This is a genomic window from Geodermatophilus sp. SYSU D00663, from assembly GCF_054050655.1.
In genome coordinates this window covers 46,001-71,259 of record NZ_JBJGZT010000013.1, presented here as the reverse complement: position 1 = coordinate 71,259, position 25,259 = coordinate 46,001, and the positions used below count along the sequence as shown (strand labels likewise).

The 25,259-nt window shown below is 75.2% G+C and carries 24 protein-coding genes; 4 read left to right on the top strand and 20 right to left on the bottom strand.

What is annotated here, in order from left to right:
- Positions 1 to 51: 51 nt before the first annotated feature.
- The gene (locus ACI79Z_RS12110) at positions 52 to 567 is read left to right on the top strand and encodes an ASCH domain-containing protein (protein WP_456902771.1); all 516 of its coding nucleotides are present in this window, start codon (positions 52 to 54) and stop codon (positions 565 to 567) included.
- 21 nt (positions 568 to 588) lie between these two features.
- Here the strand turns inward: ACI79Z_RS12110 and aspS are convergent, their stop codons facing one another.
- The 4 genes from aspS to ACI79Z_RS12090 are packed head-to-tail and all read right to left on the bottom strand — an operon-like array spanning position 589 to position 5,330.
- Positions 589 to 2,364 carry an aspartate--tRNA ligase gene (gene aspS / locus ACI79Z_RS12105; protein WP_456902770.1) on the bottom strand — a complete coding sequence of 592 codons (1,776 nt, stop codon included), beginning with the start codon at positions 2,362 to 2,364 and terminating at the stop codon, positions 589 to 591.
- A 28-nt stretch (positions 2,365 to 2,392) separates the two neighbouring features.
- Entirely contained in the window at positions 2,393 to 3,373 is a 981-nt protein-coding gene (locus ACI79Z_RS12100; protein WP_456902769.1) for an aldo/keto reductase, read from the bottom strand.
- The gene (gene hisS, locus ACI79Z_RS12095) at positions 3,373 to 4,650 is read right to left on the bottom strand and encodes a histidine--tRNA ligase (protein WP_387986773.1); all 1,278 of its coding nucleotides are present in this window, start codon (positions 4,648 to 4,650) and stop codon (positions 3,373 to 3,375) included. Before hisS ends, ACI79Z_RS12100 begins: the two co-directional genes overlap by 1 nt.
- Positions 4,647 to 5,330 (bottom strand): MBL fold metallo-hydrolase, encoded by a 684-nt coding sequence (locus ACI79Z_RS12090; protein ID WP_456902768.1) that lies wholly within the window; start codon positions 5,328 to 5,330, stop codon positions 4,647 to 4,649. Before ACI79Z_RS12090 ends, hisS begins: the two co-directional genes overlap by 4 nt.
- 167 nt (positions 5,331 to 5,497) lie before the next feature.
- Here ACI79Z_RS12090 and ACI79Z_RS12085 point away from each other — a divergent pair, with 167 nt between their 5' ends.
- From ACI79Z_RS12085 to ACI79Z_RS12075, 3 genes are all read left to right on the top strand, one after another.
- Positions 5,498 to 6,358: a peptidylprolyl isomerase gene (locus tag ACI79Z_RS12085; protein ID WP_387986768.1), complete on the top strand. Its 861-nt coding sequence runs from the start codon at positions 5,498 to 5,500 to the stop codon at positions 6,356 to 6,358.
- Positions 6,355 to 7,071 carry a peptidylprolyl isomerase gene (locus tag ACI79Z_RS12080; protein WP_456902767.1) on the top strand — a complete coding sequence of 239 codons (717 nt, stop codon included), beginning with the start codon at positions 6,355 to 6,357 and terminating at the stop codon, positions 7,069 to 7,071. Before ACI79Z_RS12085 ends, ACI79Z_RS12080 begins: the two co-directional genes overlap by 4 nt.
- Before the next feature lie 81 nt (positions 7,072 to 7,152).
- Complete coding sequence (locus ACI79Z_RS12075; protein ID WP_387986762.1) at positions 7,153 to 7,800, top strand: class I SAM-dependent methyltransferase; 648 nt, start codon at positions 7,153 to 7,155, stop codon at positions 7,798 to 7,800.
- Here the strand turns inward: ACI79Z_RS12075 and ACI79Z_RS12070 are convergent.
- The 16 genes from ACI79Z_RS12070 to thrS form a co-directional block, all read right to left on the bottom strand.
- Entirely contained in the window at positions 7,790 to 10,213 is a 2,424-nt protein-coding gene (locus ACI79Z_RS12070) for a RelA/SpoT family protein (protein WP_387986759.1), read from the bottom strand. The genes ACI79Z_RS12075 and ACI79Z_RS12070 overlap by 11 nt on opposite strands.
- 90 nt (positions 10,214 to 10,303) lie before the next feature.
- Positions 10,304 to 10,900 carry an adenine phosphoribosyltransferase gene (locus ACI79Z_RS12065; RefSeq protein WP_387986756.1) on the bottom strand — a complete coding sequence of 199 codons (597 nt, stop codon included), beginning with the start codon at positions 10,898 to 10,900 and terminating at the stop codon, positions 10,304 to 10,306.
- A complete protein-coding gene (gene secF, locus ACI79Z_RS12060) occupies positions 10,897 to 12,282 on the bottom strand; it encodes a protein translocase subunit SecF (protein WP_456902766.1) in 1,386 nt (461 codons plus the stop codon). Before secF ends, ACI79Z_RS12065 begins: the two co-directional genes overlap by 4 nt.
- The gene (secD, locus tag ACI79Z_RS12055) at positions 12,279 to 13,964 is read right to left on the bottom strand and encodes a protein translocase subunit SecD (protein ID WP_387986752.1); all 1,686 of its coding nucleotides are present in this window, start codon (positions 13,962 to 13,964) and stop codon (positions 12,279 to 12,281) included. The genes secF and secD overlap by 4 nt, the downstream gene beginning before the upstream one ends.
- Before the next feature lie 10 nt (positions 13,965 to 13,974).
- Positions 13,975 to 14,340, bottom strand: a complete 366-nt coding sequence (locus ACI79Z_RS12050) for a preprotein translocase subunit YajC (protein ID WP_387986749.1) — start codon at positions 14,338 to 14,340, stop codon at positions 13,975 to 13,977.
- 172 nt (positions 14,341 to 14,512) lie between these two features.
- Positions 14,513 to 15,637 (bottom strand): Holliday junction branch migration DNA helicase RuvB, encoded by a 1,125-nt coding sequence (gene ruvB / locus ACI79Z_RS12045; RefSeq protein ID WP_456902765.1) that lies wholly within the window; start codon positions 15,635 to 15,637, stop codon positions 14,513 to 14,515.
- Positions 15,634 to 16,272 (bottom strand): Holliday junction branch migration protein RuvA, encoded by a 639-nt coding sequence (ruvA, locus tag ACI79Z_RS12040; protein WP_387986746.1) that lies wholly within the window; start codon positions 16,270 to 16,272, stop codon positions 15,634 to 15,636. Before ruvA ends, ruvB begins: the two co-directional genes overlap by 4 nt.
- A complete protein-coding gene (ruvC, locus tag ACI79Z_RS12035) occupies positions 16,269 to 16,835 on the bottom strand; it encodes a crossover junction endodeoxyribonuclease RuvC (protein WP_387986744.1) in 567 nt (188 codons plus the stop codon). The genes ruvA and ruvC overlap by 4 nt, the downstream gene beginning before the upstream one ends.
- Positions 16,836 to 17,218: 383 nt before the next feature.
- Positions 17,219 to 17,971: a YebC/PmpR family DNA-binding transcriptional regulator gene (locus ACI79Z_RS12030; RefSeq protein ID WP_456902764.1), complete on the bottom strand. Its 753-nt coding sequence runs from the start codon at positions 17,969 to 17,971 to the stop codon at positions 17,219 to 17,221.
- Between the two features lie 88 nt (positions 17,972 to 18,059).
- On the bottom strand, positions 18,060 to 19,181 hold the full coding sequence (locus ACI79Z_RS12025) for a heparan-alpha-glucosaminide N-acetyltransferase domain-containing protein (protein WP_456902763.1): 1,122 nt from the start codon (positions 19,179 to 19,181) through the stop codon (positions 18,060 to 18,062).
- 21 nt (positions 19,182 to 19,202) lie between these two features.
- Entirely contained in the window at positions 19,203 to 19,742 is a 540-nt protein-coding gene (locus ACI79Z_RS12020) for a hypothetical protein (protein ID WP_456902762.1), read from the bottom strand.
- 11 nt (positions 19,743 to 19,753) lie between these two features.
- A complete protein-coding gene (locus ACI79Z_RS12015) occupies positions 19,754 to 20,965 on the bottom strand; it encodes a glycosyltransferase family 4 protein (protein ID WP_387986734.1) in 1,212 nt (403 codons plus the stop codon).
- Positions 20,965 to 21,900: a phosphatidylinositol mannoside acyltransferase gene (locus ACI79Z_RS12010; protein ID WP_456902761.1), complete on the bottom strand. Its 936-nt coding sequence runs from the start codon at positions 21,898 to 21,900 to the stop codon at positions 20,965 to 20,967. The genes ACI79Z_RS12015 and ACI79Z_RS12010 overlap by 1 nt, the downstream gene beginning before the upstream one ends.
- On the bottom strand, positions 21,897 to 22,529 hold the full coding sequence (gene pgsA / locus ACI79Z_RS12005) for a phosphatidylinositol phosphate synthase (RefSeq protein ID WP_387986728.1): 633 nt from the start codon (positions 22,527 to 22,529) through the stop codon (positions 21,897 to 21,899). Before pgsA ends, ACI79Z_RS12010 begins: the two co-directional genes overlap by 4 nt.
- A gap of 2 nt (positions 22,530 to 22,531) precedes the next feature.
- A complete protein-coding gene (locus ACI79Z_RS12000) occupies positions 22,532 to 23,122 on the bottom strand; it encodes an HIT family protein (protein WP_387986726.1) in 591 nt (196 codons plus the stop codon).
- Positions 23,119 to 25,182, bottom strand: coding sequence for a threonine--tRNA ligase (thrS, locus tag ACI79Z_RS11995; protein ID WP_387986723.1), 2,064 nt, complete (start codon positions 25,180 to 25,182; stop codon positions 23,119 to 23,121). The genes ACI79Z_RS12000 and thrS overlap by 4 nt, the downstream gene beginning before the upstream one ends.
- Positions 25,183 to 25,259: the final 77 nt, after the last annotated feature.

Below are 25,259 nucleotides of genomic sequence, written 5' to 3'. Positions count from 1 at the left end.
CGTGCGCGCGCAGTCTCCCGCCGCGGCACCCGGCGCGTCGAGGATGGGCCGGTGAGCACCGACGACGCACCGGCCGCGCCGCGCCGCGAGGAGGCCGCCGCGATGTGGCGGGAGTACACCGCGAGCCGGCCGGGGGGCGGCCCGCCCGAGGACGAGCCGCCCGTCGAGCGCTTCGGCGACAGCCGCGCGCTCGCCGACGAGCTGGTCGGGCTGGTGCTCGCCGGCACCAAGCGGGCCACCGCGGCCCTGGTCGCGGACTTCGCGTACGAGGGCGTGCCGCTGCCCCGCATCGGCGGGCACTGGATCGCCTGCGACGGCGAGGGCCGCCCGCGCGTGGTCCTGCGCAGCACCGAGCTGCGCATCGGCCGTCTCGACAGCGTCGACGACGCCTTCGCGTGGGACGAGGGCGAGGACGACCGCACCCGCGCGAGCTGGCTCGAGGGCCACCTGCGCTACTTCACCCGCACGCAGCAGGCCCGGGGGCAGACCTGGGACGACGCGCTCGAGGTCGTGTTCGAGCGCTTCCGCGTCGTCTGGCCGCCCGAGGTGGCCGACCGGGCCGGCTGAGCAGCCGGCCCGGCCGGGCCCTCACCTGGTCGGGTCGCTCGGGCCGGGGGCGCCGGGCTCGCCGGGCAGCGCGGGCTCGTCGGCGACGGCGTCGATGCCCGCCTCCTTGCGCTGCGCGTCGGTGATCGGCGTTGGCGCGCCGGTCAGCGGGTCGTAGCCGGCGCCGGTCTTCGGGAACGCGATGACCTCGCGGATCGACTCGACCCCGGCCAGCAGCGCGGTCAGCCGGTCCCAGCCGAGCGCGGCGCCGGCGTGCGGCGGCGGGCCGTAGGCGAACGCCTCGAGGAAGAACCCGAAGCGCTCGCGGGCCTCCTCGCGGGACATCCCGAGGGTCTCGAACACCCGCTCCTGCAGCTCCGGGTCCGCGATCCGGACCGACCCGCTGGCCAGCTCGTTGCCGTTGACGACGAGGTCGTAGGCGTCCGACAGCGCGTTGGCCTTGTCCTCGGCGAACCGCTCCCGCCACTCCGGGGTGGGCGAGGTGAACGGGTGGTGCATGAACGTCCAGTCGCCGTCCTCGGTCTCCTCGAACATCGGGAAGTCGACGACGAACAGGAACGACCAGGAGCCGGGCTCGACGAGCTCCAGCCGCCGGGCGATCTCGTTGCGCGCGGCGCCGAGCAGCTCCTGGGAGGACCGGCGCGGGCCCGCGGCGAAGAACACGCAGTCCCCCGGGTTCGCGCCGACGGCGGCCACGAGGCCCTCGCGCTCGGCGTCGGAGACGTTCTTGGCCACCGGGCCGCCGAGCGTGCCGTCCTCGGCGACGGTCACGTACGCCAGGCCCCGGTAGCCCCGCGAGCGGGCCCAGTCCTGCCAGGCGTCGAACGCGCGCCGCGGCTGGGAGCCGCCGCCGGGCATGACCACCGCGCCGACGTAGGGCGCCTGGAACACCCGGAACGGCGTGTCGGCGAAGAACTCCGTCAGCTCAGTGAGCTCGACGCCGAAGCGCAGGTCGGGCTTGTCCGACCCGAACCGGTCCATCGCCTCGCGGTAGGTCATCCGCGGGATCTCGGGCACGTCGTAGGAGGCCAGCTCGCGCCACAGCGCCCGGACGACGTCCTCGACCACGGCCAGGACGTCGTCGCGTTCGACGAAGCTCATCTCGAAGTCGAGCTGGGTGAACTCCGGCTGCCGGTCGGCGCGGAAGTCCTCGTCCCGGAAGCAGCGGGCGATCTGGTAGTAGCGCTCCAGCCCGCCGATCATCAGCAGCTGCTTGAACAGCTGCGGGGACTGCGGCAGGGCGTACCACTTGCCCGGCTGCAGCCGCACCGGCACGAGGAAGTCGCGCGCGCCCTCGGGGGTCGAGCGGGTGAGGTCCGGCGTCTCCACCTCGGTGAAGCCGTGGCCGGCCATGACGCCGCGGGCGATCCGGTTGACCTCGCTGCGCAGCCGCAGGATCCGGGCCGGGCCCTGCCGGCGCAGGTCCAGGTAGCGGTACTTGTAGCGGACGTCGTCGCTGGCTGCCTGGTCGGTCTCGATCGGGAACGGCAGCGGCGCCGCCGGCGACAGCACACGCAGCTCGGCGGCGGCCACCTCGATCTCGCCGGTGGGCAGCTCGGGGTTCTCGTTGCCCGCCGGCCGCTGCCGGACCTCGCCGGTCACCAGCACGCAGAACTCGTTGCGGAGGGCGTGCGCCTCCTCCTCGCGGACGACGACCTGGACGTAGCCCGAGGCGTCGCGCAGGTCGACGAAGACGACGCCGCCGTGGTCGCGCCGGCGGGCCACCCAGCCGGCGAGGGTGACGGTGGAACCGGCGTCGGACGCGCGCAGCGTGCCGGCGTCGTGGGTGCGGAGCACGGTCAGGCCTCTCTCGGGGAAGGGTGGATCACCAGCGGTCGTGGACGTGCTGCCGGATGCGCTCGTCGTAGAGCCGCTCGAGGTCGGCGAGCTCGGCGTCGGTCAGCGGCGCGAGGTCGGCGGCGGCGACGTTCGACCGCACCTGCTCCACCGACCGGGCGCCGGGGATGACGCAGGTGACGCCCGGCTGCTGGACCACCCAGCGCAGCGCCACCTGGGCCGGCGAGCGGTCACCGCAGACGGCCGTGAACTCGCGCGCGGCGGCCACGCCGACCTCGTAGGGCACGCCGGCGAAGGTCTCGCCGACGTCGAAGGCGTCGCCGTTGCGGTTGAAGTTCCGGTGGTCGTCGGCGCCGAACGTCGTCGACTCGTCGTACTTCCCGGACAGCAGGCCGCTGGCCAGCGGCACCCGCGCCAGGATGCCGACGCCGCGCGCGGCCGCGGCCGGCAGCAGCTCCTCCAGCGGCTTGCGGCGGAAGACGTTGAGGATCACCTGGATCGTCGCCACGCCGGGGTGCTCCAGGGCGGTCAGCCCCTCGGCGACGGTCTCCACCGAGACGCCGTAGGCCGCGATCGCGCCGTCCTCGACGAGGGAGTCGAGCGCGTCGTACACCCGCTGGTCGGAGTAGACCGCGGTCGGCGGGCAGTGCAGCTGCACCAGGTCGAGGGTGTCGACGCCGAGGTTGCGCCGCGACCGGTCGACCCAGGCCCGCAGGTTCTCCGGGGTGTACTGCGCGGCCTCGAACGGGTCGGCGCGGCGGCCGGCCTTGGTGGCCACGAACGGCCGCTCCGACCGGGCGGCCAGCGCCTTGCGGATGCGCTCCTCGCTGCGGCCGTCGCCGTAGACGTCGGCGGTGTCGAGCAGGGTCACGCCGTCGTCGAGCGCCGCCTCCAGGACGGCGAGGGCGCGCTCGTCGTCGACGTCGCCCCAGTCACCGCCCAGCTGCCAGGTGCCCAGGCCGACGACGCCGACCTCCGCGCCGGTCCGTCCCAGGGGTCGGGTCTCCATCACTCGCTCACCACTCCCGTAGCAACCGCAGCTCTCAGCGCCTCGAACAGGTCACCCACGGGGACGGCGCGCTGCTCCCCCGTGCGCAGGTCCTTCAGCTGGCCGACGCCCTCGGCCAGGTCCCGCTCGCCGACGACGACCGCGTGCGAGGCACCCGACCGGTCGGCGGCCTTCATCGCGCCCTTGAGCCCACGGTCGCCGTAGACGGTGTCCGCGGACACACCGGCCTCGCGCAGCTGCCCGACCAGCCGGACCGCCAGCCGCTTGGCGTCGGCGCCCAGCGGCACGACGAACGCCCGCACGCCGGACGCGGCGGCGACGTCGAGCCCCTCGGCCTGCACGGCCAGCAGCGTCCGGTCGACGCCGACGGCGTACCCGATGCCGCTGACGTCCGGGCCGCCGAGCGCCGCGGACAGCCCGTCGTAGCGCCCACCGCCGCCGATCGCCGACTGCGCGCCCAGCCCGTGGTGGACGAACTCGAACGTCGTCTTCGTGTAGTAGTCCAGCCCGCGCACCAGCCGGGGCGCCTCGGTCCAGGTCACGCCGAGGTCGGTCAGGTGCTGGCGGACGGCGTCGTAGTGCGCCTTCGTGGAGTCCGACAGGTGGTCGACCATCAGCGGGGCGTCGTCGAGCTGGGCCTGCACCTCGGGCCGCTTGTCGTCGAGCACCCGCAGCGGGTTGATCTCCGCCCGGCGCCGGGTCTCCTCGTCGAGGTCCAGCTTCTCCAGGTAGGCGACGAGCAGCTCGCGGTACTGCGGCCGGCAGGTGGAGTCACCGAGCGAGGTGAGCAGCAGCTCGAAGTCCCGCAGGCCCAGGTCGCGGAACCCCTGCACGCCCAGCGCCACGACCTCGGCGTCCAGCGCGGGGTCGTCGACGCCGAGGGCCTCCATGTCCACCTGCGTGAAGTGGCGGTACCGGCCGGCCTGCGGGCGCTCGTAGCGGAACGCCGAGCCGACGGTCCACAGCTTCACCGGCAGCGGCCCGGTGTGCAGCCGGTGCTCGATGAACGCGCGCATGAGCCCGGCGGTGAGCTCGGGGCGCAGCGTGAGCGAGCGGCCGCCGCGGTCGTCGAAGGTGTACATCTCCTTCGTCACGACGTCGGTGGACTCACCCACGCCGCGGGAGAACACCGCGGTCTCCTCGAACACCGGCGTCTCGACGTAGCCGTAGCCGGCCCGCCGCAGCGGCGCGGTGAGCGTCTCGCGGACGGCGAGGAAGCGCGCCGAGTCCGGCGGCAGGACGTCGAAGGTGCCCTTGGGCGCGCTCAGCCCGCTCACAGTCCGCGTCCCCTCGGAGCCGACGCGGCCTCGGCCAGGTACGGGTTGGTCGCCCGCTCGCGCCCGATCGTCGTCGCCGGGCCGTGGCCGGGCAGCACGACGGTCTCGTCGTCCAGCGGCAGGACCACCTCGCGCAGCGAGGTGAGCATCGCCTCCCAGGAGCCGCCGGGCAGGTCCACCCGGCCGACCGACCCGGCGAACAGCACGTCGCCGGCCAGCAGGCCGGGGGCCTCCCCGAGGTCGAGGGAGAAGACCACCGATCCCCGCGTGTGGCCGGGCGCGTGGCGGACGGTCAGCTCGACGCCGGCCAGCGGGAGGACGGCGCCGTCGGCGAGCGGCTCGACCTCGGTGGGGTCGGGCAGCCGGACGCCGGTGATCAGCGGCGCCAGCGCCGGCCCGTGCCAGCGCGCGGGGTCGGCGAGCATGCCCGAGTCGTCGGGGTGCAGGTAGGCCGGGATGTCGTAGCCCTCGCAGACGGGCAGCACGGAGAAGGTGTGGTCGAGGTGGCCGTGGGTGAGGACGACGGCGACCGGCTTGAGGCCGTCGTCGGCGAGCACCCGGGCCAGCGGCTCGACCGCGTCCATGCCCGGGTCGACGACGACGCACTCCTGGCCGGGCCCGGGGGCGACGGCGTAGCAGTTGGTGCCGAAGGCGCCGGCCGGGAACGAGCGGATGAGCACCCGTGCAGGTTACGCGGGGGATCGGGGCCGCTCCGGTCCGGCAACCGAGGGTCCACAGGCGCGGCACCTACACTCGCGGATCGACCAGCGGGGAGACCGCGGAGCGCGGCCGAGGCCGGGTCCGGACCCCGCGGAACGTCTCGTCCGTCCGAGGAGTGTCCCGACCCGTGCCGACCAACAAGCAGCGGCGGGTTGCCGCCCAGCGCCGCCTGCAGCGCCAGCTCGAGCGGCGCGCCGAGCTCGCCCGCAAGCGCCGTCGCAACCTGCTCGTCGTGGTGACCGTGATGGCCGTCGTGCTCGTCGCCGGGGCGGTGGCCCTGGTGGCCGGGCTCGGCGGGGACGACGACGACAGCGCCCAGGCCGCCGCCAGCAGCAGCTCGGCCGCCGCCACCGAGGGCACCGAGGCGACCGCGGCCCCGGCGGTCACCAACGCCGACGGAACCGTCACCTGCACCTACGCGCCCGACACGTCGGGCAACCCGAACCTGACCGACGTCGGCACCCCGCCGGACCCGGCCTCCACCCCGGCCAGCGGGACCGTGCAGCTGCTCATGAGCACCGACCAGGGCGACGTCCCCCTGACCCTCGACCGCGCCAAGGCCCCCTGCGCCGCGGCGAGCTTCGCCTTCCTCGCCTCGCAGCGGTTCTTCGACGGCAGCACCTGCCACCGCGAGGTCAACCAGCCGACCTTCGGCGTCCTGCAGTGCGGCGACCCGACCGGCACCGGCTCCGGCGGCCCGACCTACAAGTTCGCCGAGGAGGTCACGCCGGAGACGACCTACCCCCGCGGCACGATCGCCATGGCGAACAGCGGCACGCCCGGCTCCACGGGCAGCCAGTTCTTCCTCTGCTTCGTCGACACCGACCTGCCCCCGGACTACACGGCGGTCGGCACCGTGGACGAGGCGGGCCTCGCGGTGCTCGACACCATCGCCGCGGCGGGCAACGACGGCTCGTTCGAGCCGAGCCCCGGCGGCGGCGCCCCGAACCTGCCGGTGACCATCACCTCGATGACCGTCGTCGCGTGAGGCCGGCGCGGGCGGGCGCCGGTGTCACCGGCGCCCTGCTGGCGCTGTCGGCCTGCACGGGCACGGTCCCCGGCTCGGCGTCGCCGGTCCCCGACGGGACCGGCGACGCCGCGGGCGGCGGTGCGGGCGCCGCGACGGTGGCCTGCGAGTGGGTGGCCGCCCGGTCGGGCAACCCCTACGCCGTGGAGGTGGCCCCGCCCGACGACGAGGTGCCCGCCGAGGGCACCGCGGCGCTGCGGATGACCACCAGCCTGGGCGAGCTGACGCTCACCCTGGACCGGGCCGGCGCCCCGTGCGCGGCGGCGAGCATGCTCCACCTGGCCGCGCAGGGCTTCTTCGACGGCTCCTCCTGCCACCGGCAGGTCGACAGCGAGGGCCTGCAGGTGCTGCAGTGCGGCGATCCGACCGGCACCGGCGCCGGCGGGCCCACCTACGCTTTCCCCACCGACGTCGACGGCGACGAGACCTACCCCCGCGGCACGGTCGCGATGGCCAACAGCGGGCAGGGCCTCGACGGCAGCCAGTTCTTCCTCGTCTGGGGCGACAGCTCGCTGCCGCCGGACTACACCGTCGTCGGCACCGTCGACGACGGCGGCCTCGCCGTCCTCGACGTGGTGGCGGCCAACGGCAACGACGGCTCGCTGGACCCCTCGCCCGGCGGCGGCGCCCCCACCGTCCCGGTGACGGTCACCTCGATGACCCCCGTGGGATGACGGACGAAGGGCCCCGTCCTCCCCACCCCTCGCAGGCCCGGGGCGGGGCCCGGGACGGGGCCGGAGGGCACACTCGTGGCGGTGACCGCCCGACCTGATGCCTACGCGGGGTTCCCGCCCGGGTTCTTCGCGCGCGACGACGAGCGGCCCGACGCGGAGTTCTACGGCCCGCCGCGGCTGGTCACCCACATCGACGACGCCGCGATCGCCGCGGTCGGCGACCTCTACGCGGAGCTCGGCATCGACGGCTCGGCGCCGGTCCCCCGCCGGGTGCTGGACCTCATGTCCTCGTGGGTCTCGCACTTCCGCACCCCGCCGGCCGAGCTGGTGGTGCTCGGCATGAACGCCCGCGAGCTCGCCGCCAACCCCGCGGCCACCGGGCGGGTGGTGCAGGACCTCAACGCCGACCCGCGGCTGCCGCTGCCCGACGGCGACGTCGACGCCGCGGTGTGCTGCGTGTCGATCGACTACCTGACCCGGCCGATCGAGGTGCTCGCCGAGGCAGGGCGCGTGCTGCGCCCGGGCGGGCCGCTGGTGGTCACCTTCTCGAACCGCTGCTTCCCCACCAAGGCCGTGCACGGCTGGCTGGCGACGACCGACGAGCAGCACGGCGCGCTGGTCGCCGAGCTGGTGCGGCGCGCCGGCGCCTTCACCGAGCCGGAGGTGTCGCTGCGCACCCCGCCCGGCGCCGGGGACCCGCTGTACGCGGTGGTGGCGTTCAGGCGGTGACGCGCTCGACGTCGAAGACGCCCTCGACGTTGCGCACCGTCTGCAGCACCGCGCCCAGGTGCGCGGGGTCGGCCAGCTCGAAGGTGAACCGGCTGACCGCCACCCGGTCGCGGCTGGTCTGCACCGACGCCGACAGGATGTTGACCCGCTCGTCGGCCAGCGCCTTGGTGACGTCGGACAGCAGCCGGTGCCGGTCCAGCGCCTCGACCTGGATCGAGACGAGGAACACCGAGCCGGGCTGGCTGGCCCACTCGACCTCGACCAGCCGCTCGCTCTTGCGCCGCAGGTCCGCGGCGTTGGTGCAGTCGGTGCGGTGCACGCTCACCCCGCCGCCGCGGGTGACGAAGCCGAGGACGTCGTCGCCGGGCACCGGGGTGCAGCACTTTGCGAGCTTGGCCCAGACGTCGCTCATCCCGTGGACGACGATCCCGGGGTCGCCGCTGGCCGGCCGGCGGTGCAGCGGCCGCCGCGTGGGGATCGCGGTCTCGGCGATGTCCTCGACCGCGCCCTCGGCGCCGCCGAGCGCGGTGATCAGCTTGTCGACCACCGACGCCGCGGAGATCTGGTTCTCCCCCACCGCCGCGTACAGCGCGGTGACGTCGGCGTAGCGGAGGTCCTTGGCCAGCGTGACCAGCGCCTCGCCGCCGAGCAGCCGCTGCAGCGGCAGGCCCGCCTTGCGCATGGCGCGGGTCAGGGCCTCCTTGCCGGCCTCGACGGCGTCGTCGCGGCGCTCCTTGGTGAACCACTGGCGGATCTTGGTCCGCGCGCGGGAGGAGCCGACGAAGGACAGCCAGTCCTTCGAGGGGCCGGCCGTGGGCGAGCGGGAGGTGAAGATCTCGACGACGTCGCCGTTGGACAGCTTGCTGTCCAGGCTGACCAGCGTGCCGTTGACCCGGGCGCCGATGCAGCGGTGGCCGACCTCGGTGTGCACCGCGTAGGCGAAGTCCACCGGCGTCGACCCGCCGGGCAGGCTCATGACGTCGCCCTTGGGCGTGAAGACGAAGACCTCCTGCGGACCCAGGTCGTAGCGCAGGGTCTCGAGGAACTCGCCGGGCTCCTGGGCCTCGCGCTGCCAGTCCAGCAGCTGGCGCAGCCACAGCATGTCGTCGGGCGTGCCGGCCTTCGCGGCGCCGAACTCCCCCGGGCCGGGCTTGCCGCCCTGCCGCGCCTTCTCCTTGTACTTCCAGTGCGCGGCGATGCCGTACTCGGCGGTGCGGTGCATGTCGTGCGTGCGGATCTGCAGCTCGACCGGCTTGCCCTGCGGCCCGATGACCGTCGTGTGCAGCGACTGGTACATGTTGAACTTCGGCATCGCGACGAAGTCCTTGAAGCGCCCGGGCACCGGCTGCCAGTGCGCGTGCATGATGCCCAGCGCCGCGTAGCAGTCGCGGACGGTGTCCACCAGGATCCGGATGCCGACCAGGTCCCAGATGTCGGTGAAGTCCCGGCCGCGGACGATCATCTTCTGGTAGATCGAGTAGTAGTGCTTGGGCCGGCCGGTGACGACGGCCTGGATGCCGGCCGCCTTGAGCTGCTCGGTGACCGCCGCGGTCACCTCGGCGAGGTAGGTGTCGCGGGAGGGCGCCCGCTCGGCGACCAGCCGGACGATCTCGTCGTAGCGCTTGGGGTAGAGCGTGGCGAACGCGAGGTCCTCGAGCTCCCACTTGATCGTGTTCATGCCCAGGCGGTGGGCCAGCGGGGCGAGGATCTCCAGCGTCTCGCGCGCCTTCTTCTCCTGCTTCTCCGGCGGGAGGAAGCGCAGCGTGCGCATGTTGTGCAGCCGGTCGGCGAGCTTGATGACCAGCACCCGGGGGTCGCGGGCCATCGCGACGATCATCTTGCGGATCGTCTCGGCCTGGGCGGCGTCGCCCAGCTTCACCTTGTCGATCTTGGTGACGCCGTCGACGAGGTGGGCGACCTCGGGGCCGAAGTCCGCGCTGATGGCCTCGAGGGTCTTGCCGGTGTCCTCGACGGTGTCGTGCAGCAGCGCGGCGACCAGCGTCGTGGTGTCCATCCCGAGCCCGGCGAGCACGGTGGCCACGGCCAGCGGGTGGGTGATGTAGGGGTCGCCGCTCTTGCGCTTCTGGGTGGCGTGCGCGGCCTCGGCGACGTCGTAGGCCCGCTGCAGCAGCGCGAGGTCGGCCTTGGGGTGGCTCTGCCGGTGCAGCGCGGCCAGCGGCTCGAGCACCGGGCGGACCTCGCTGCGCTGGCCGGCGACGATGCGGCGGGCCAGCCGGTCGCGCACCCGGCGCGGGCGGGCGGGGGCGCCCTCCTCCGGCGGCTCGCTGCCGACGTCGTCGGGCCGGCGGACCAGCGGCCGGGACGGCAGCGGGGCGCGCTGGTCCTGCGGCGGGGCCGGGTCCTCCTCGGGCCGCGCGCCAGCCACGCGGGTGGCGGGCGCGTCGGGTGCCACGGCGACTCCTGCGGAGGCTGAGGAGGAACGACCGGCACCATGCTAGCCGCGCCCGCCAGGGGTGCGGCGCCACCGGGCCGGGGCTCCTCCTCAGGTGGTCCAGAGGGTGTGCACGGCGTGCGGGGCGAGGCGCTCGCGGCCGCCGAGGGCGGCCAGCTCGACGACCACCGACACCGCGGTGACCACGCCTCCGAGCTCCTCGACCAGCGCGACGGAGGCCGCCAGCGTGCCGCCGGTGGCGAGCACGTCGTCGACCAGCAGCACCCGCTGCCCGCGGCGCAGCGAGTCGGTGTGCATCTCGACGGTCGCGGTGCCGTACTCGAGCACGTACTCGGCGGCGATCCGCTCCCGGGGCAGCTTGCCGGCCTTACGCACCGGCACGACGCCGACGCCGGCGTGCAGCGCGACCGCCGCGGCCAGCAGGAACCCGCGGGCCTCGACGCCGACCACGACGTCGAAGCCCGGGTCGCCGGGGCGGCCGTCGTCGGTGTGCGCGACCGCCGCCGCCCGCGGGTCCACCAGCACCGGCGCGGCCAGGCCCTCCACCATGCGGCGGAAGGCCGGGCCGTCGGCGAACACCGGCGTGAGGTCGCGGAAGACGACCCCGGGCTCGGGGAAGTCCGGGACGTCGACGGCCAGCGAGGCGATGAGCTCGTCGAGGGGCGGCAGCGCCTCGGCGGTGCTCACCGGCGCTTCTTCGCCCCGCCCGGCCGCTGCGGCCGGACGCCCGGTCGCGGCGCCGCGGTGGCGCCGCGCGGCCGGCCGGCGTCGGGACCGACCGAGGCCGGCGACTCGACGACGACGTCGGCCTCCGCCGGGCCCAGCGACCCGGCGTCCCGCTCGGCGAGGGCCACCCCGCCGCGGGGGGCGCCGCCGCGGGCCCGGCGGGCGCTGGCGACCGGCCCGGCCGCGGCGCGGGCGCCCTGGCGGGCGGCGGCCGAGCGGCGGGCGAGCACCCGCTTGCGCAGCGCGACCACCTCGGGCTCGCGCTCCTTGAGGTCGGCGACGATCGGCGTGGCCAGGAAGATCGACGAGTAGGCGCCCGCCGCGAGACCGACGAACAGCACCAGCGCGAGGTCCTTGAGCGTGCCGACGCCGAGCAGGCCCGCCCCGACGAACAGCAGCCCGGCCACCGGCAGCAGCGCGATCACCGAGGTGTTGATCGAGCGCATGAGGGTCTGGTTGACCGCGAGGTTGGCCGCCTCGCCCCAGGTCATGCGCGCGCTCTGCGCCAGGCCGCGGGTGTTCTCGTCGACCTTGTCGAAGACGACGACGGTGTCGTAGAGGGAGAACCCGAGGATGGTCAGCAGGCCGATGATCGTCGACGGCGTGACCTCGAAGCCGACGAGCGAGTAGACGCCCGCGGTGACCACGAGGTCGTGCAGCAGCGCGGCGATGGCGCCGACGGCCATCTTCGGCTGGAACCGGATGGCCAGGAACGCGATGACCGCGGCGAGGAACACCGCCAGCGCGATGAGCGCCTGGTCGGTGATGTCCTGGCCCCACTCGGCGCTCACCGACTCGGGGCTGACGGCGCCCGCGTCGACGCCGGCGGCGTCCGCCACCGCCTCGACGACCGCCCGCTCGCCCTCGTTGTCCAGCGCGCCGGTGCGCAGCAGGATCTCGTCGCCGCCGACCACCTGCGCCGAGGCGACGTCGGCGCCGGCGTCGGTGGCGGCCTCGCGCACCTGCTCCAGCTGGTCCGTGCCGCCGGGCAGCCGGAAGCTGTTGCCGCCGGCGAAGTCGATGCCGAAGTTGAAGCCGCGGAACACCATCGAGGCGATGCAGACCAGCACGATCACCGCGGTGACCTTGTAGATGAGCCGGCTGCGGCCGACGACGTCGAGGCCGGCCTCGCCGTTGTAGAGGCGGTGCGCCAGGGAGGCCCGCCGTCCGGGGCGGCGGGCCGCGCTGCCCTCCGCCGGCAGGCCGGCGTCGGCGAGCGCGGCGTCGTCGGCGGCCGCGGCGGCGTCCTCGGCCGCCGCCGCGCCGGCCGCGCGGGCCTCGTCGGCCTCGGTGCCCACCGGCACCGGGGTGTCCTGCCCCGTGTCGTCCCTGCGGCCGGTCATGCCCTGCTCCTGTCCTGCGACGCGCGGGCACCCGACCCGGCGCCGACCAGTTCGCGCTCCGCGCGCACGGCCGGGGCGGCCGAGCGCAGGGACCGGTCGACCTGGCCGAGGCCCGAGAACCGGCTCGAGCCGAACGACCGGAACCGGGCGAGCACGGCCATCAGCGGGTGGGTGAAGAGGAAGACGACGACCAGGTCCAGGACCGTGGACAGGCCGAGGGTGAAAGCGAAGCCCTTCACGTCGCCGATGGCCAGCCAGTAGAGGATGGCCGCGGCGAGGAAGCTGACCGCGTCGGCCGAGAGGATCGTGCGGCGGGCGCGGACCCAGGCGCGCGGCACCGCCGAGCGCAGCGTCCGGCCCTCGCGGATCTCGTCCTTGAGGCGCTCGAAGTAGACGACGAACGAGTCCGCCGTGATGCCGATCGAGACGATGAACCCGGCGATGCCGGCGAGGCTCAGCGTGAACCCGATCTCCCGGCCCAGCAGCACGAGGCTGGCGTAGACCACGACCGCCGACAGCAGCAGGCTGACGATCATGACCAGGCCCAGCAGCCGGTAGTAGACCAGCGCGTAGACGAACACCAGCGCGATGCCGATGGCGCCGGCGATGAGCCCCGCCTTGAGCTGCTCGGCGCCGAGCTCGGTGGAGATCGACTGGGCGGTGGCCTGCTCGAAGGTCAGCGGCAGCGCGCCGTAGCGCAGCTGGTTGGCCAGCTCCTCGGCGCCGGCCTGGTCGAACGAGCCGGTGATCGTCGTCTGGCCGTTGATGGCGCCCTGGATGGTGGGCGCGGAGACGACCCGGCCGTCGAGGGTGAAGGCGACGTTGGTGCCGACGTTGGCGGCGGTGTACTCCGCCCAGGTGGCGCGGCCCTCGGAGTTGAAGTCCAGCAGCACGACCCACTCGCCGGTGGTCTGCTGCGTGCCGGCGCTGGCGTCGGCGATCTCGGTGCCCTCGATGATCGTCGGGCCGAGCAGGTACTTCTGCGTGCCGTCCTCGCTGCACGCGGCGACGTAGTCGTCGGGGCGGGCGACCTCGCTGGTGGTGTCCTCGGGGGCGCAGGTCAGCGTCGCGTACTGCGCCGCGGCCTCCTCCTGGGTCACCGCGGGCCGGTCCGGGTCGAGCGCGGGGTCGCTCACCGCGCCGTCGCTCGGGGTGGCGGAGTCCGTCGTCGCGGCGTCGGTCGGGGTGGCCGCGTCGGTCGGCGCCGCGCTGTCGGTGGGTGCCGCGGAGTCCGTCGGCGTGGCGCCGTCGGTCGGCGTCGCGGAGTCGCTCGGCGTCGCGCCGTCGGTGCTCTCGGCGGGCGCGGCCGCCTCGGGGCCGGTGACCACCGGGCGGAAGCGCAGCTGGGCGGTCTGGCCGAGCTCGCGGGCCTGCTCGCCGTCGTCGCCGGGCACCGAGATGACGATGTTGGCCTCGCCCTCGGTGACCACCTCGGCCTCGGCCACGCCGAGGCCGTTGACCCGCTGCTCGATGATCTGGCGGGCGAGCTCGAGGTCCTCGGGTGCCGGCGCCTGCCCGTCGGGCGTGCGCGCGGTCAGCGTGACCGTGGTCCCGCCGCGCAGGTCCAGGCCGAGCTGGGGGGTGCGGTCGGAGCCGGTGAGGAAGATCAGGCCGTACATGACGGCCACGATCAGGACCAGCGCGCCGAAGTAGCGGCGTGCCGGCAGGGCGCGGTTGGCCACGGGTCCTCCGTCAGAGGGTCTTGCCGGTGGAGCCGTCGCCCGGCCGGTCGTCCCGGGGCGTGGTCTCGTCCGGGGCGGGCTCGACCACGGTCTCCCCCGACACCACCGGGCCGGGCACCTCGCCGGCCACCGGGCGGACCTGGAGGACCGCCTGCCGGGCGTAGGTCACGACGACGCCCGGGGCGATCTGGACCTGGATGGTGGCCGGGTCGTCGAGACCGGCCACCGTGCCGTACACGCCGCCGGCCATGGTGACCGGCACGCCGATCGCCAGCGCCGACTGGGTCTGGGTCTGCTGGCGCTTGCGGGCCCGCGCGGGGAGCACGACCAGCGCCACGAACGCCAGGACGAGCAGGAGCAGGGGGAACAGTTCCACGACGGGAGTGCCTCTCTACCGCGTCGGCTGCACGCGGTCGGTGCGGCCCGGGTCGGGACCGCTCGGGTACGTCGGTCGTGGCGCGCGGGGCACCGTCCGCGCCGACACGGGATCGCACGGCCGGGACCGGTCGGCCCGGGGAGGGCCGAGTTGCGCGCCAGCGCCGATGAGTCTAGGCGTCGAAGAGCGGTTCCGACGACGCGCCCGGGTCACGCGGGACGGCTGTGACACCCCCGAGGGGGATGCCGCCGCGCGGCACCGGGTGGCCGAGGTGCCGCCAGGCCGCCTCGGTGGCCACCCGCCCGCGGGGGGTGCGGGCGAGCAGGCCGGCGCGGACGAGGAAGGGCTCGCACACCTCCTCGACGGTGGTGGGCTCCTCCCCCACCGCGACCGCCAGCGTGGAGACGCCGACCGGGCCGCCGGAGAAGCGCACGACCAGCGCCTCGAGCACCGCCCGGTCCAGCCGGTCCAGCCCCAGGTCGTCGACGTCGTAGAGCGCCAGCGCGGCCTGCGCCACGGCACGGGTGACCCGGCCGTCGGCCTCGACCTCGGCGTAGTCGCGCACCCGGCGCAGCAGCCGGTTGGCGATGCGCGGCGTCCCGCGGGAGCGGCCGGCGATCTCGGCCGAGCCGTCGTCGGTGAGCTCGACGCCGAGCAGGTCGGCGCTGCGGGCGAGCACCTGCTGCAGCTCGGCCGGCTCGTAGAACTCCATCTGCCCGACGAAGCCGAACCGGTCGCGCAGCGGCCCGGTCAGCAGCCCGGCACGGGTGGTCGCGCCGACCAGGGTGAACGGGTTGATCTCCAGCGGGATCGCGGTGGCGCCGGGCCCCTTGCCGACGACGACGTCGACCCGGAAGTCCTCCATCGCCATGTACAGCAGTTCCTCGGCGGGCCGCGCGATGCGGTGGATCTCGTCGATGAACAGCACGTCGCCGGGGCCGAGGTTGGACAGCATCGCGGCGAGGTCGCCGGAGCGCTCGATCGCCGGGCCGCTGGTGATCTTGACCGAGGTGCCGAGCTCCGAGCCGATGATCAGCGCGAGGCTGGTCTTGCCGAGCCCGGGCGGGCCGGACAGCAGCACGTGGTCCGGCGGGCGGCCCCGGCGCTTGGCGCCCTCGAGGACCAGCGCGAGCTGGCGGGCGACCTTGGGCTGGCCGATGAAGTCGGTGAGCGAGTGCGGCCGCAGCGCGGACTCGACCACCCGCTCCTCGTCCCCGGCCTGCGGGGAGACGGCGAAGTCGCGGCTGATGCCGGACTCCACCTCGCCGGTCAGCGACCGGTCGAACGGGGCGCTCACGACCGGCCCAGCAGCTGCAGCGCCTGGCGCAGCAGCAGCGCGACGTCGACCCGGCCGGTGCCGGCGAGCTGCTCGTCGGCGACCGGGGCGAGGGCGGTGAGCGCGGTGTCCGCCTCCTTGGTGGACCAGCCGAGCCCGACCAGGGCCGAGGACAGCTGGTCGCGCCAGGGCGCCACCGGGGTGACCGGCGCGAGGCCGGCCGGGGCGGGGCCGTCCAGCTGGGTGTCGGTGGTGGTGGCGCCGAGCCGGTCGCGCAGCTCGAGGATCAGCCGCTCGGCGCCCTTCTTGCCGATGCCGGGCACCTGCATGAGCGCCTTGACGTCGGCCGTGGACACCGCGCGGCGGACCTCGCGCGGCGGGTGGATGGCCAGCACCGCCTGCGCCAGCCGCGGGCCGACGCCGTTGGCGGTCTGCAGCAGCTCGAACAGCTGCCGCTCGTCGTCGTCGGCGAAGCCGTAGAGGGTGAGGGAGTCCTCGCGCACGACCAGGCTGGTGGCCAGGCGGGCGTCCTCCCCCACCGCGAGCCGGGCGATGGTGCCGGGCGTGCATTGCACGGCCAGGCCGATGCCGCCGACCTCGACGACCGCGCCCTCGGGGCCGACCGCGGCGACCCGGCCGCTCACCGAGGCGATCACCGGGACACCCCCCGCCAGCGCGGCAGCGTCCGCTGCACCACCGGCGCGCCGATGCCGCCGGCGATCGCCGCGACCCGCAGCCGGTCCTGGGCCGGGCCGCGCCACACGTGGCAGACCGCCAGCGCCAGCGCGTCGGCGGCGTCGGCCGGCTTGGGGGCCGACGTCAGCCCCAGCACCCGGGTGACCATGAGGGTGACCTGCTCCTTGTCCGCGCGGCCGTTGCCGGAGATGGCCGCCTTGACCTCGCTGGGCGTGTGCCAGGCGACCGGCCGGTCTGCCTGCGCCGCGGCCAGCGCCGCGACCCCGGCCGCCTGCGCGGTCCCGGTGGCGGTGCCCTTGTTGTTCTGGGTGAAGACCCGCTCGATGGCCACGACGTCGGGCCGGTGCTCGCGCAGCAGCGCGGTGACCTGGGTGTGCAGCTCCAGCAGCCGCAGCTCCAGGTCCAGGTCCGCGGAGCTGCGGATCACGCCGACGCCCACGGCGGCCGGGCGCGCGCCGGGACGGCCGTCGACCACACCCCAGCCGCACCGGGTCAGCCCCGGGTCGATGCCGAGCACCCGCATGCCCGCTCCCCCTCTCACCGAACGCGTGTTCGACCGCAACCGTAACCGTCCCCGACGACGGCCCCGGGACGCAACACGCGGCACGGTCCGGGGAGCGACACGCGGGCGCTCAGCCGACCCCGGCGGCCACCAGCAGCGCCGCGCCCGGGTCCGGCCACCTGGGTGGAGCCGCCGGTGTCGACCTCCAGCGGCAGGGCGGCGGGCGGGCTCCGGCGCGGCGGACCGTCACCGCGGCGCCCGGGGTGGGCGGCGCGACCCCGCCGAGCCCACCCGCGTCCGCCGGGCGCCGCGGGAGGCGGCGCGTCGCCCCGTGCCGGGACCGGCGGACCGGATCGGGCCGCTGCCGGTGTGGTGTCCGGGGCGGCCGGTGCGCCGGTGGCGCCTCAGCCGACCTTCTCGAGCACCTCGTCGGAGACGTCGTAGTTGGCGTAGACGTTCTGGACGTCGTCGAGGTCCTCGAGCGCGTCGATGAGGCGGAACACCTTGCCGGCGCCCTCCTCGTCGAGCTCGACGGTGACGCTGGGCACGAACCCGGCCTCGGCCGAGTCGTAGTCGATGCCGGCGTCCTGCAGCGCGGTGCGGACGGCGACCAGGTCACCGGGCTCGCAGACGACCTCGAAGGTGTCGCCGAGGTCGCGGACCTCCTCGGCGCCGGCGTCGAGGACCGCCATGAGGACGGTGTCCTCGTCGACGCCCCCGGCCTGCGGGACGACGATGACGCCCTTGCGCGTGAACAGGTAGGACACCGAGCCGGGGTCAGCCATAGAGCCGCCGTTGCGGGTCATCGCGGTGCGCACCTCGGAGGCCGACCGGTTGCGGTTGTCGGTGAGGCACTCGACGAGCACCGCGACGCCGCCGGAGGCGTAGCCCTCGTAGGTGATCGACTGGTACTCGACGCCACCGGCCTCGGCGCCCGAGCCGCGCTTGACCGCGCGGTCGATGTTGTCGTTGGGGACCGAGGACTTCTTCGCCTTCTGGATGGCGTCGTAGAGCGTCGGGTTGCCCGCCGGGTCACCGCCACCGGTCCGGGCGGCGACCTCGATGTTCTTGATCAGCTTGGCGAACAGCTTGCCGCGCTTGGCGTCGATCGCGGCCTTCTTGTGCTTGGTGGTCGCCCACTTGGAATGGCCGCTCACGACTGTCCTCCCTCGTCCCGGCGCCCGGCACCGGCGCCCGGACGCACCGGTCGATCCTACCGGCGGCGCGCCGGTGCCCGTTCCCGCCTCAGGAGCCGGCCGCCCGCCGCGAACTCCAGGCCAGCAACCCCTCCAGCGGTCCGCGACCCAGCCGGGAGCGCCACGCCGACGCCAGCAGCAGGGCGGTCAGGCTGAAGCGCGCCCACAGCCCCCAGTCCCGCCCGTACTCGACGTCGAGCACGGCGATGGCGACGATCTGGGCGGTGTAGACCGACAGCGCCAGCGCACCCACCGAGGCGACCGGGTGGGTCAGCCGCGGCAGCAGGTCGGCGACGACCAGGCACACCCCGAGGACCGCGACGGCGACCCCGCCGGACCCGATCACCTCGAACGGCGTGCTGCTGTGCGGCTCGGCGCCGGCGAACCAGGCCGGGTCCCAGCCGCCGGCGGCGCCGAAGCCCTCCTCGATCCCGGCCGGCCGCTCCCCCGGCGCGAACGCCCGGGTGGCCAGCCGGCCGCCGAGGTAGCCGAGCACCGCCGTGACCGCCCCGCCGGCGACCAGGCACGCGCGCACCCGGGCGGCGCCGAGGTCCAGCCGCCCCACCGCGAGCCCCACGAGCACGAAGGCGAGCCACACCGCCGCCGGGTAGTAGCCGGTGAACAGCAGGAAGGCGAACGCGCCGTCCTCCTCGCCCTGCCCGGTCGCGTACCGCCCGGCCGCGAGCGTGAGCGGCGGCCCGGCCAGGGCGACGACGGCCGCGGCGGCCAGCAGCCGCGCCGGGGACCAGCGCAGGAACGGCAGCGCGAGCACGAACAGGACCGCGTAGACGCCGAGGATGATCGCGACGAAGGTGTCCAGCAGCTCCAGGACGCCGCCGATCGCGAACACCCAGGCGGCGCGGACGAGGACCCGGCTCCGGGCCCGCGCGAGCTCGTCGTCCGCGGGCGGGGTGCGCCCCCCGGACAGCAGCGCGATGGACACCCCGGCCAGCGTGGCGAACAGGATCGACGAGCGACCGTCGACCACCGCGCGCCAGGTGGCCGGGTCCCAGCCGAGGTCGCCGGTGTCGCCGAGGTGCGCACCGAACATGCCGAGGACGGCGAGCCCGCGGGCGAGGTCGACACCGCGCAGCCGCCGGCCCGCCGGCCGCTCCCGCACCGGGCCCGCGGCAGGACGCGCGTCCCCGGCCTCGTCCTGTCCCGTCGTCATGCGGTCGTCCGCCGCGGGCGCTCAGGCGCGGGGCGTCCCGGCGCCGGTCGGGACGGCGTCCAGGCCGTCCTCGACGTCGAAGAAGCGCGGCAGCGGCCGGTCGGCGTGCAGCCGCAGCAGCCGGGGCAGCCGGCGCTGCCGCAGCAGCGCGGTGTCCCGGACGGCGTCGTTGTAGAAGCGCCGGGCCAGGGCCATGCGGGCCTCGGCCTCGGCCAGCTCGGCGAGCAGCTCCGCGGGGACCCCCGGCAGCTCCGCCGGGAGGGCGCGCAGCTCCCGGCCCAGGGTGTTCTCGGCCAGCTCCCGGTCGCCGGCCGGGGTCCGGCGCGCCTCGTAGGCGGCGGTCTTCAGCCGGGACGCGCGGTCCTCACCGAGCGCGGCGCTGTACCCGGAGGACAGGTCCTCGGCCAGGGCGGCGCGGGCGCGCAGCCGGTCCTCGAGCACCGTCCGCGCGCGGGCGACCCGGGCCTCCAGCCGCCGCAGCCGGGTGAGCGTCCAGGCGGTCCAGGCCAGGAGGAGGACGACGACGACCGCGGCGACGAGCAACCAGGCGGCGGGCGTCACGTCGGCCAACGCTAGCGGCGGACGCGCCTCAGCAGGGAGGGGAACACCCCGTCGGTGGCTCCCGTCACCTCCGGCCACGCCTCGTCGTCGCCGGCCGTGACCTCCCCTGCGCCGGGGAGCACCACGGTCTCGTAGACGGCGAGCACCCGGCGGGCCACCACCTGCCAGTCGTAGCCCGCGGCCACCTCGCTCCCGGTAGCCGACAGCGCCGCGCGCCGGGCGGGGTCGGCGAGCAGGTCCGACAGCGCCCGGGCCAGCGCCGCGCCGTCCCCGCGGCGCACCAGCACCCCGGCCGCGCCGTCCTCGAGCACCCGCGCGAACGCGTCGAGGTCGCTGGCCACGATCGGCGCACCCGCGGCCATGGCCTCGATGAGCACCACGCCGAAGGACTCCCCGAGCAGGTTGGGCGCGCAGTAGACGTCCACCGAGCGCAGGAACGCCGCCTTGTCGGCCTCGGGGAGCTCGCCGAGCAGGGCCACGTGCGGGCGCAGGTCCTCCCCCACCGCGTCCCGCAGGGCGTCGGGGTCGCCGCGGCCGGCCACCAGCAGCCGGGCGCCGGGGTGCTCGCGGACGACCGTCCGCATCGCCTCCAGCAGCACCGGCAGGCCCTTGCGCGGCTCGTCGTAGCGGCCGAGGAACCCGATCGTCGGCCCGTCGACGCCGCGCGCGGCCCCGGGCAGTGTCGGCCCCTCGGCGAAGAACCCCACGTGGACGCCGTTGGGGATGATCACCGCGTCGCCGCCGAGGTGCTCGACCTGCACGCGCCGGGCGAAGTCGGAGACGGCGATCCGGCCGGTGATCCTCTCCAGCCACGGGCGCACGACCGGGCCCCAGGCGGCCAGCCACTTCGACCGCACGGTGGCGGCGTGGAAGGTGGCCACGATCGGGCCGGTGGCGATCATGCAGACCAGCAGGCCGATCGACGGTGGCGCCGGGTCGTGCACGTGGACGACGTCGAAGTGGCCCTCGCGCAGCCAGCGGCGCACCCGCGCCGCGGACACCGGCCCGAACTGCACGCTGGCCATCGAGCCGTTGTACGGGATCGGCACGGTGCGCCCGGCCCAGGTGAGCCAGGGGTCGGTGAGCGACTCCTCGTGCTCGGCCGGGGTGAGCACCTCGACGTGGTGGCCGAGCCCGCGCAGCGTCTCGGCGAGGTCGCGCACGTGGTACTGGACGCCCCCGGGCACGTCCCACTGGTAGGGGCAGACCAGGCCGATCCGCATCAGCGACGCTCCCCCGCCGGCGGGTCGGGCGGCACGTCGGCCCAGACGCGCCCGAGCACGTGCCAGTCCTCCGGCTGCCGCGCGATGTCGGCGGTGAACGCGTCGGCCACGCCCTGCATCGCCGTCGCCACCCGGTCCCTCAGCCGGGTCCCGCCGTCGAGCGGCACCTCCTCGCCGACCTGCAGCACCCACCCGCGCTCGCTGAACCGGCAGGTGACCGGGTGCAGCGAGGCGCCGGTCTGCGCGGCCAGCAGCGCGGGCCCGCCGGGCATGGTGGCCGGCCGGCCGAAGAACTCCACGGGGACGCCGCCGGAGCCGAGGTCGCGGTCGACCAGCAGGCACACCGAGCGCCCGGCCTCCAGCCACTCGCGCAGCACCGCCGAGCTCGGCCGCTCCCCGCCCGTCAGGGGCACCACCCGCATGCCGAGGGTCTCCCGGTAGGCGAGGAACCGCTCGTACAGCGACTCCGGCCGCAGCCGCTCGGCGACGGTCATGAACGGCTCGCCGAGCCAGTCGAGGAACCACACCCCGGCCGCGTCCCAGTTGCCGCTGTGCGGCAGCGCCAGGATCACCGGCCGGCCCTGCGCACGGGCGCGGGCGAGGTGGTCGATCCCGGGGACGACGGTGTCGCGCAGCACCCGCGCGGTGCCCAGGCGGGGCAGCCGGAAGGCCTCCTGCCAGTAGCGGGCGTAGGAGCGCAGCGCGCGGGCGGTGAGCGCGTCGAGCTCGTCCTCGGCGAGTTTGCCGCCGGTGGCCACGCGCAGGTTGGCCCGCAGCTGTCGGGTGCCCCGGCCCTCGCGGCCGGCGGCGAAGCGGGCCACCGCGTCGAACGCGCCGCGGGCCACCGGCTCGGGCAGCCACTGCACCGCCTGCCAGCCCGCGGCGTAGCCGAGGTCCGTGGCCCGCGCGGCCGCCCGCGCCCGGAGGCCGCTCACGGGGCCGGCGCCGACGGCGTCAGCGACTTCCCCCGGGCGCCGCGGTGGACGGCGGCCACCCGCTGCGCGACGGTCACCGCGCCGCCCACCACCAGCAGCCACAGCCCCACGTCGACGGCGTACGGCAGGCCCAGGCCGGTCAGGCCGGTGCCGGTGAGCACCAGGATCAGCCGCTCGGTGCGCTCGACCAGGCCGACGTCGCACGGGATGCCGACGCCCTCGGCCCGCGCCTTGATGTAGCTGGTCAGCACGCCGAGGACGAGCCCCACCATCGCCAGCAGCGCGAGCAGCCGGTCGTCGCCCTCGCCGGTGTACCACCACACCAGCGCCCCGAAGACGGCGGCGTCGACGGCGCGGTCGCAGGTCGAGTCCAGCACCGCGCCGAACGCCGACCCGCCGCCGCGGGCCCGCGCGAGCGCGCCGTCGAGCATGTCGAGCAGGACGAACAGCGTGACGGTGAACGCGCCCCAGAACAGGACGCCGTGGGCCACGAGCGCCACCGCCGCGACGATCGCGCCGACGGTCCCGGTGACCGTGATCGCGTCCGGCGTCACCCCCGCCCGCGCCAGCCGGGTGACCACCGGCGCCCAGAACCGGCCGACGGCCGCCCGGGCGCCCGACCCCAGCACGGTCAGTCCCCCGTCTGCGCGGACGGGGCCGACGACGCAGCCCCCGGCCAGGCCGCGGCCAGCAGCGTGCGGGTCTCGGCCAGCACCTGCGGCAGCACCCGGGTGAGGCCGATGACCGGCATGAAGTTCGTGTCGCCGCCCCAGCGCGGCACCGCGTGCTGGTGCAGGTGGTCGGCGATCCCGGCCCCCGCCACCGACCCCTGGTTCATCCCGATGTTGAAACCGTGTGCTCCGGTCACCTGCCGCACCACCCGCATCGCCGTCTGCGTGAACGCGCCCAGCTCGGCGACCTCGGCCTCGGTCAGGTCGGTGTAGTCGGGCACGTGCCGGTAAGGGACCACCATGAGGTGCCCGGCGTTGTAGGGGTAGAGGTTCAGCACCGCGAACACGGTCGCGCCGCGCGCCACCACCAGCCCCTGCTCGTCCGGCATCGCCGGGATGAGGCAGAACGGGCAGTCGTGCTCGCCGGTCGGCTTGCCCGATCCCCGGATGTACGCCATCCGGTAGGGCGTCCACAGGTGCTCGAAGACGGCGGCCGGCCCGCCGTCGTCGGCGGAGACGGGGACCGTGAAGCCGTCGGGCCCCACGGTCACCGCGACTCCAGCGGCGCGTCCGCCGTCGGGTCGGCGTTGTGCCGCGCGGCCACCCAGGCGACGACGGCGTCGACGGCCTCGTCGACCGGCACGCCGTTGCGCTGGCTGCCGTCGCGGTAGCGGAAGGAGACCGCACCCGCGTCGGCGTCGGTGGCCCCGGCGATCAGCACGAAGGGCACCTTCTGCTTGCTGGCGTTGCGGATCTTCTTCTGCATGCGGTCGTCGGAGTCGTCGACCTCGACCCGGATGCCGCGGGCGCGCAGCTTCAGCGCGACGTCGGTCAGGTACCCGACCTGGTCGTCGGTGACCGGGATGCCGACCACCTGCACCGGCGCCAGCCACGCGGGGAACGCGCCGGCGTAGTGCTCGGTGAGGACGGCGAAGAAGCGCTCGATCGAGCCGAACAGCGCGCGGTGCAGCATCACCGGCCGCTGGCGGGACCCGTCGGCGGCGGTGTACTCCAGGCCGAACCGCTCGGGCAGGTTGAAGTCGACCTGGATGGTCGACATCTGCCAGCTGCGGCCGATGGCGTCGCGGGCCTGCACGGAGATCTTCGGGCCGTAGAACGCCGCGCCGCCCGGGTCGGGGACGAGCTCGAGGCCGGAGTCCAGCGCCGCCTGCCGCAGCGCCTCGGTGGCGACCTCCCAGCTCTCGTCCGACCCCACGGACTTGTCCGGGTTGCGGGTGGACAGCTCGAGGTAGAAGTCGCTCAGGCCGTAGTCGGCGAGCAGGCCGAGCACGAAGTCGAGCAGCCCGCGCAGCTCCCCGGCCATCTGCTCGGGGGTGCAGTAGATGTGGGCGTCGTCCTGGGTGAAGCCGCGGGCGCGGGTGAGCCCGTGGATGACGCCGGACTTCTCGTACCGGTAGACGGTGCCGAACTCGAACAGCCGCAGCGGCAGCTCGCGGTAGGAGCGGCCGCGGGCCCCGAACACCAGGTTGTGCATCGGGCAGTTCATCGGCTTGAGGTAGTAGTCCTGCCCCTGCCGGCGGACGGTGCCGTCGGCGTCGCGCTCCTCGTCGAGCTGCATGGGCGGGTACATGCCCTCGGCGTACCAGTCGAGGTGGCCGGAGATCTCGAACAGCCGGCCCTTGGTGATGTGCGGGGTGTTGACGAAGGAGTAGCCACCCTCCTCGTGCCGCCGGCGGCTGTAGGCCTCCAGCTCCCGCCGGACGACGCCGCCCTTCGGGTGGAACACCGCCAGGCCCGACCCGATCTCGTCGGGGAAGCTGAACAGGTCCAGCTCGGCGCCGAGGCGGCGGTGGTCGCGGCGCTCGGCCTCGGCGACCTGCTCCAGGTACGCCTTGTGCGCCTCGCGGCTCTCCCACGCGGTGCCGTAGACCCGCTGCAGCTGCGGGTTCTTCTCGCTGCCCCGCCAGTAGGCGGCGGCCGAGCGGGTGAGGCTGAACGCCGGGATGTTCGAGGTGCGCGGCAGGTGCGGGCCGCGGCACAGGTCGGTCCACAGCCGCTCGCCGGTGCGCGGGTCGAGGTTGTCGTACATGGTCAGCTGCGCGCCGCCGACCTCGACGGAGGCGCCGTCATCGGAGGACGCAGCCTCGCCGCCCTTCAGGCCGATCAGCTCGAGCTTGTACGGCTCGTGCGCGAGCTCCGCGCGGGCGTCGTCGTCGCTGATCTCCCGGCGGGCGAAGCGCTGCCCGGCCTTGACGATCTGCTGCATGCGCTTCTCCAGCGCCTGCAGGTCCTCCGGGGTGAACGGCTTCTCGGGGTCGAAGTCGTAGTAGAAGCCGTTCTCGACCGGCGGGCCGATGCCCAGCCGGGTGCCGGGGAACAGGTCCTGCACGGCCTGGGCGAGCACGTGCGCGGTCGAGTGCCGGATGACCGCCCGGCCCTCGGGGCTGGCCGCGACGACGGGCTCGACCTCGGCGTCGGCGTCGGGGGCCCAGGCGAGGTCGCGCAGGTCGCCGGTGGCCAGGTCGCGGACGACGACGGCGCCGTCGGGGCCCTTGAGCGCGACCCCGGCCTCCTTGAGCGCCTGCTCGGCCGTCGTCCCGGCCGGCACCCGGATCGGGGTGGTTGCGGCAGGGGGAAGCGCGGCGGACACGGGGGCTCCTGGGGGGTCGCGAGGTGCTCGGACGGCGCCCGGCCGGAGGCGGACGCGCACCGGCCAGCCTAACGAGC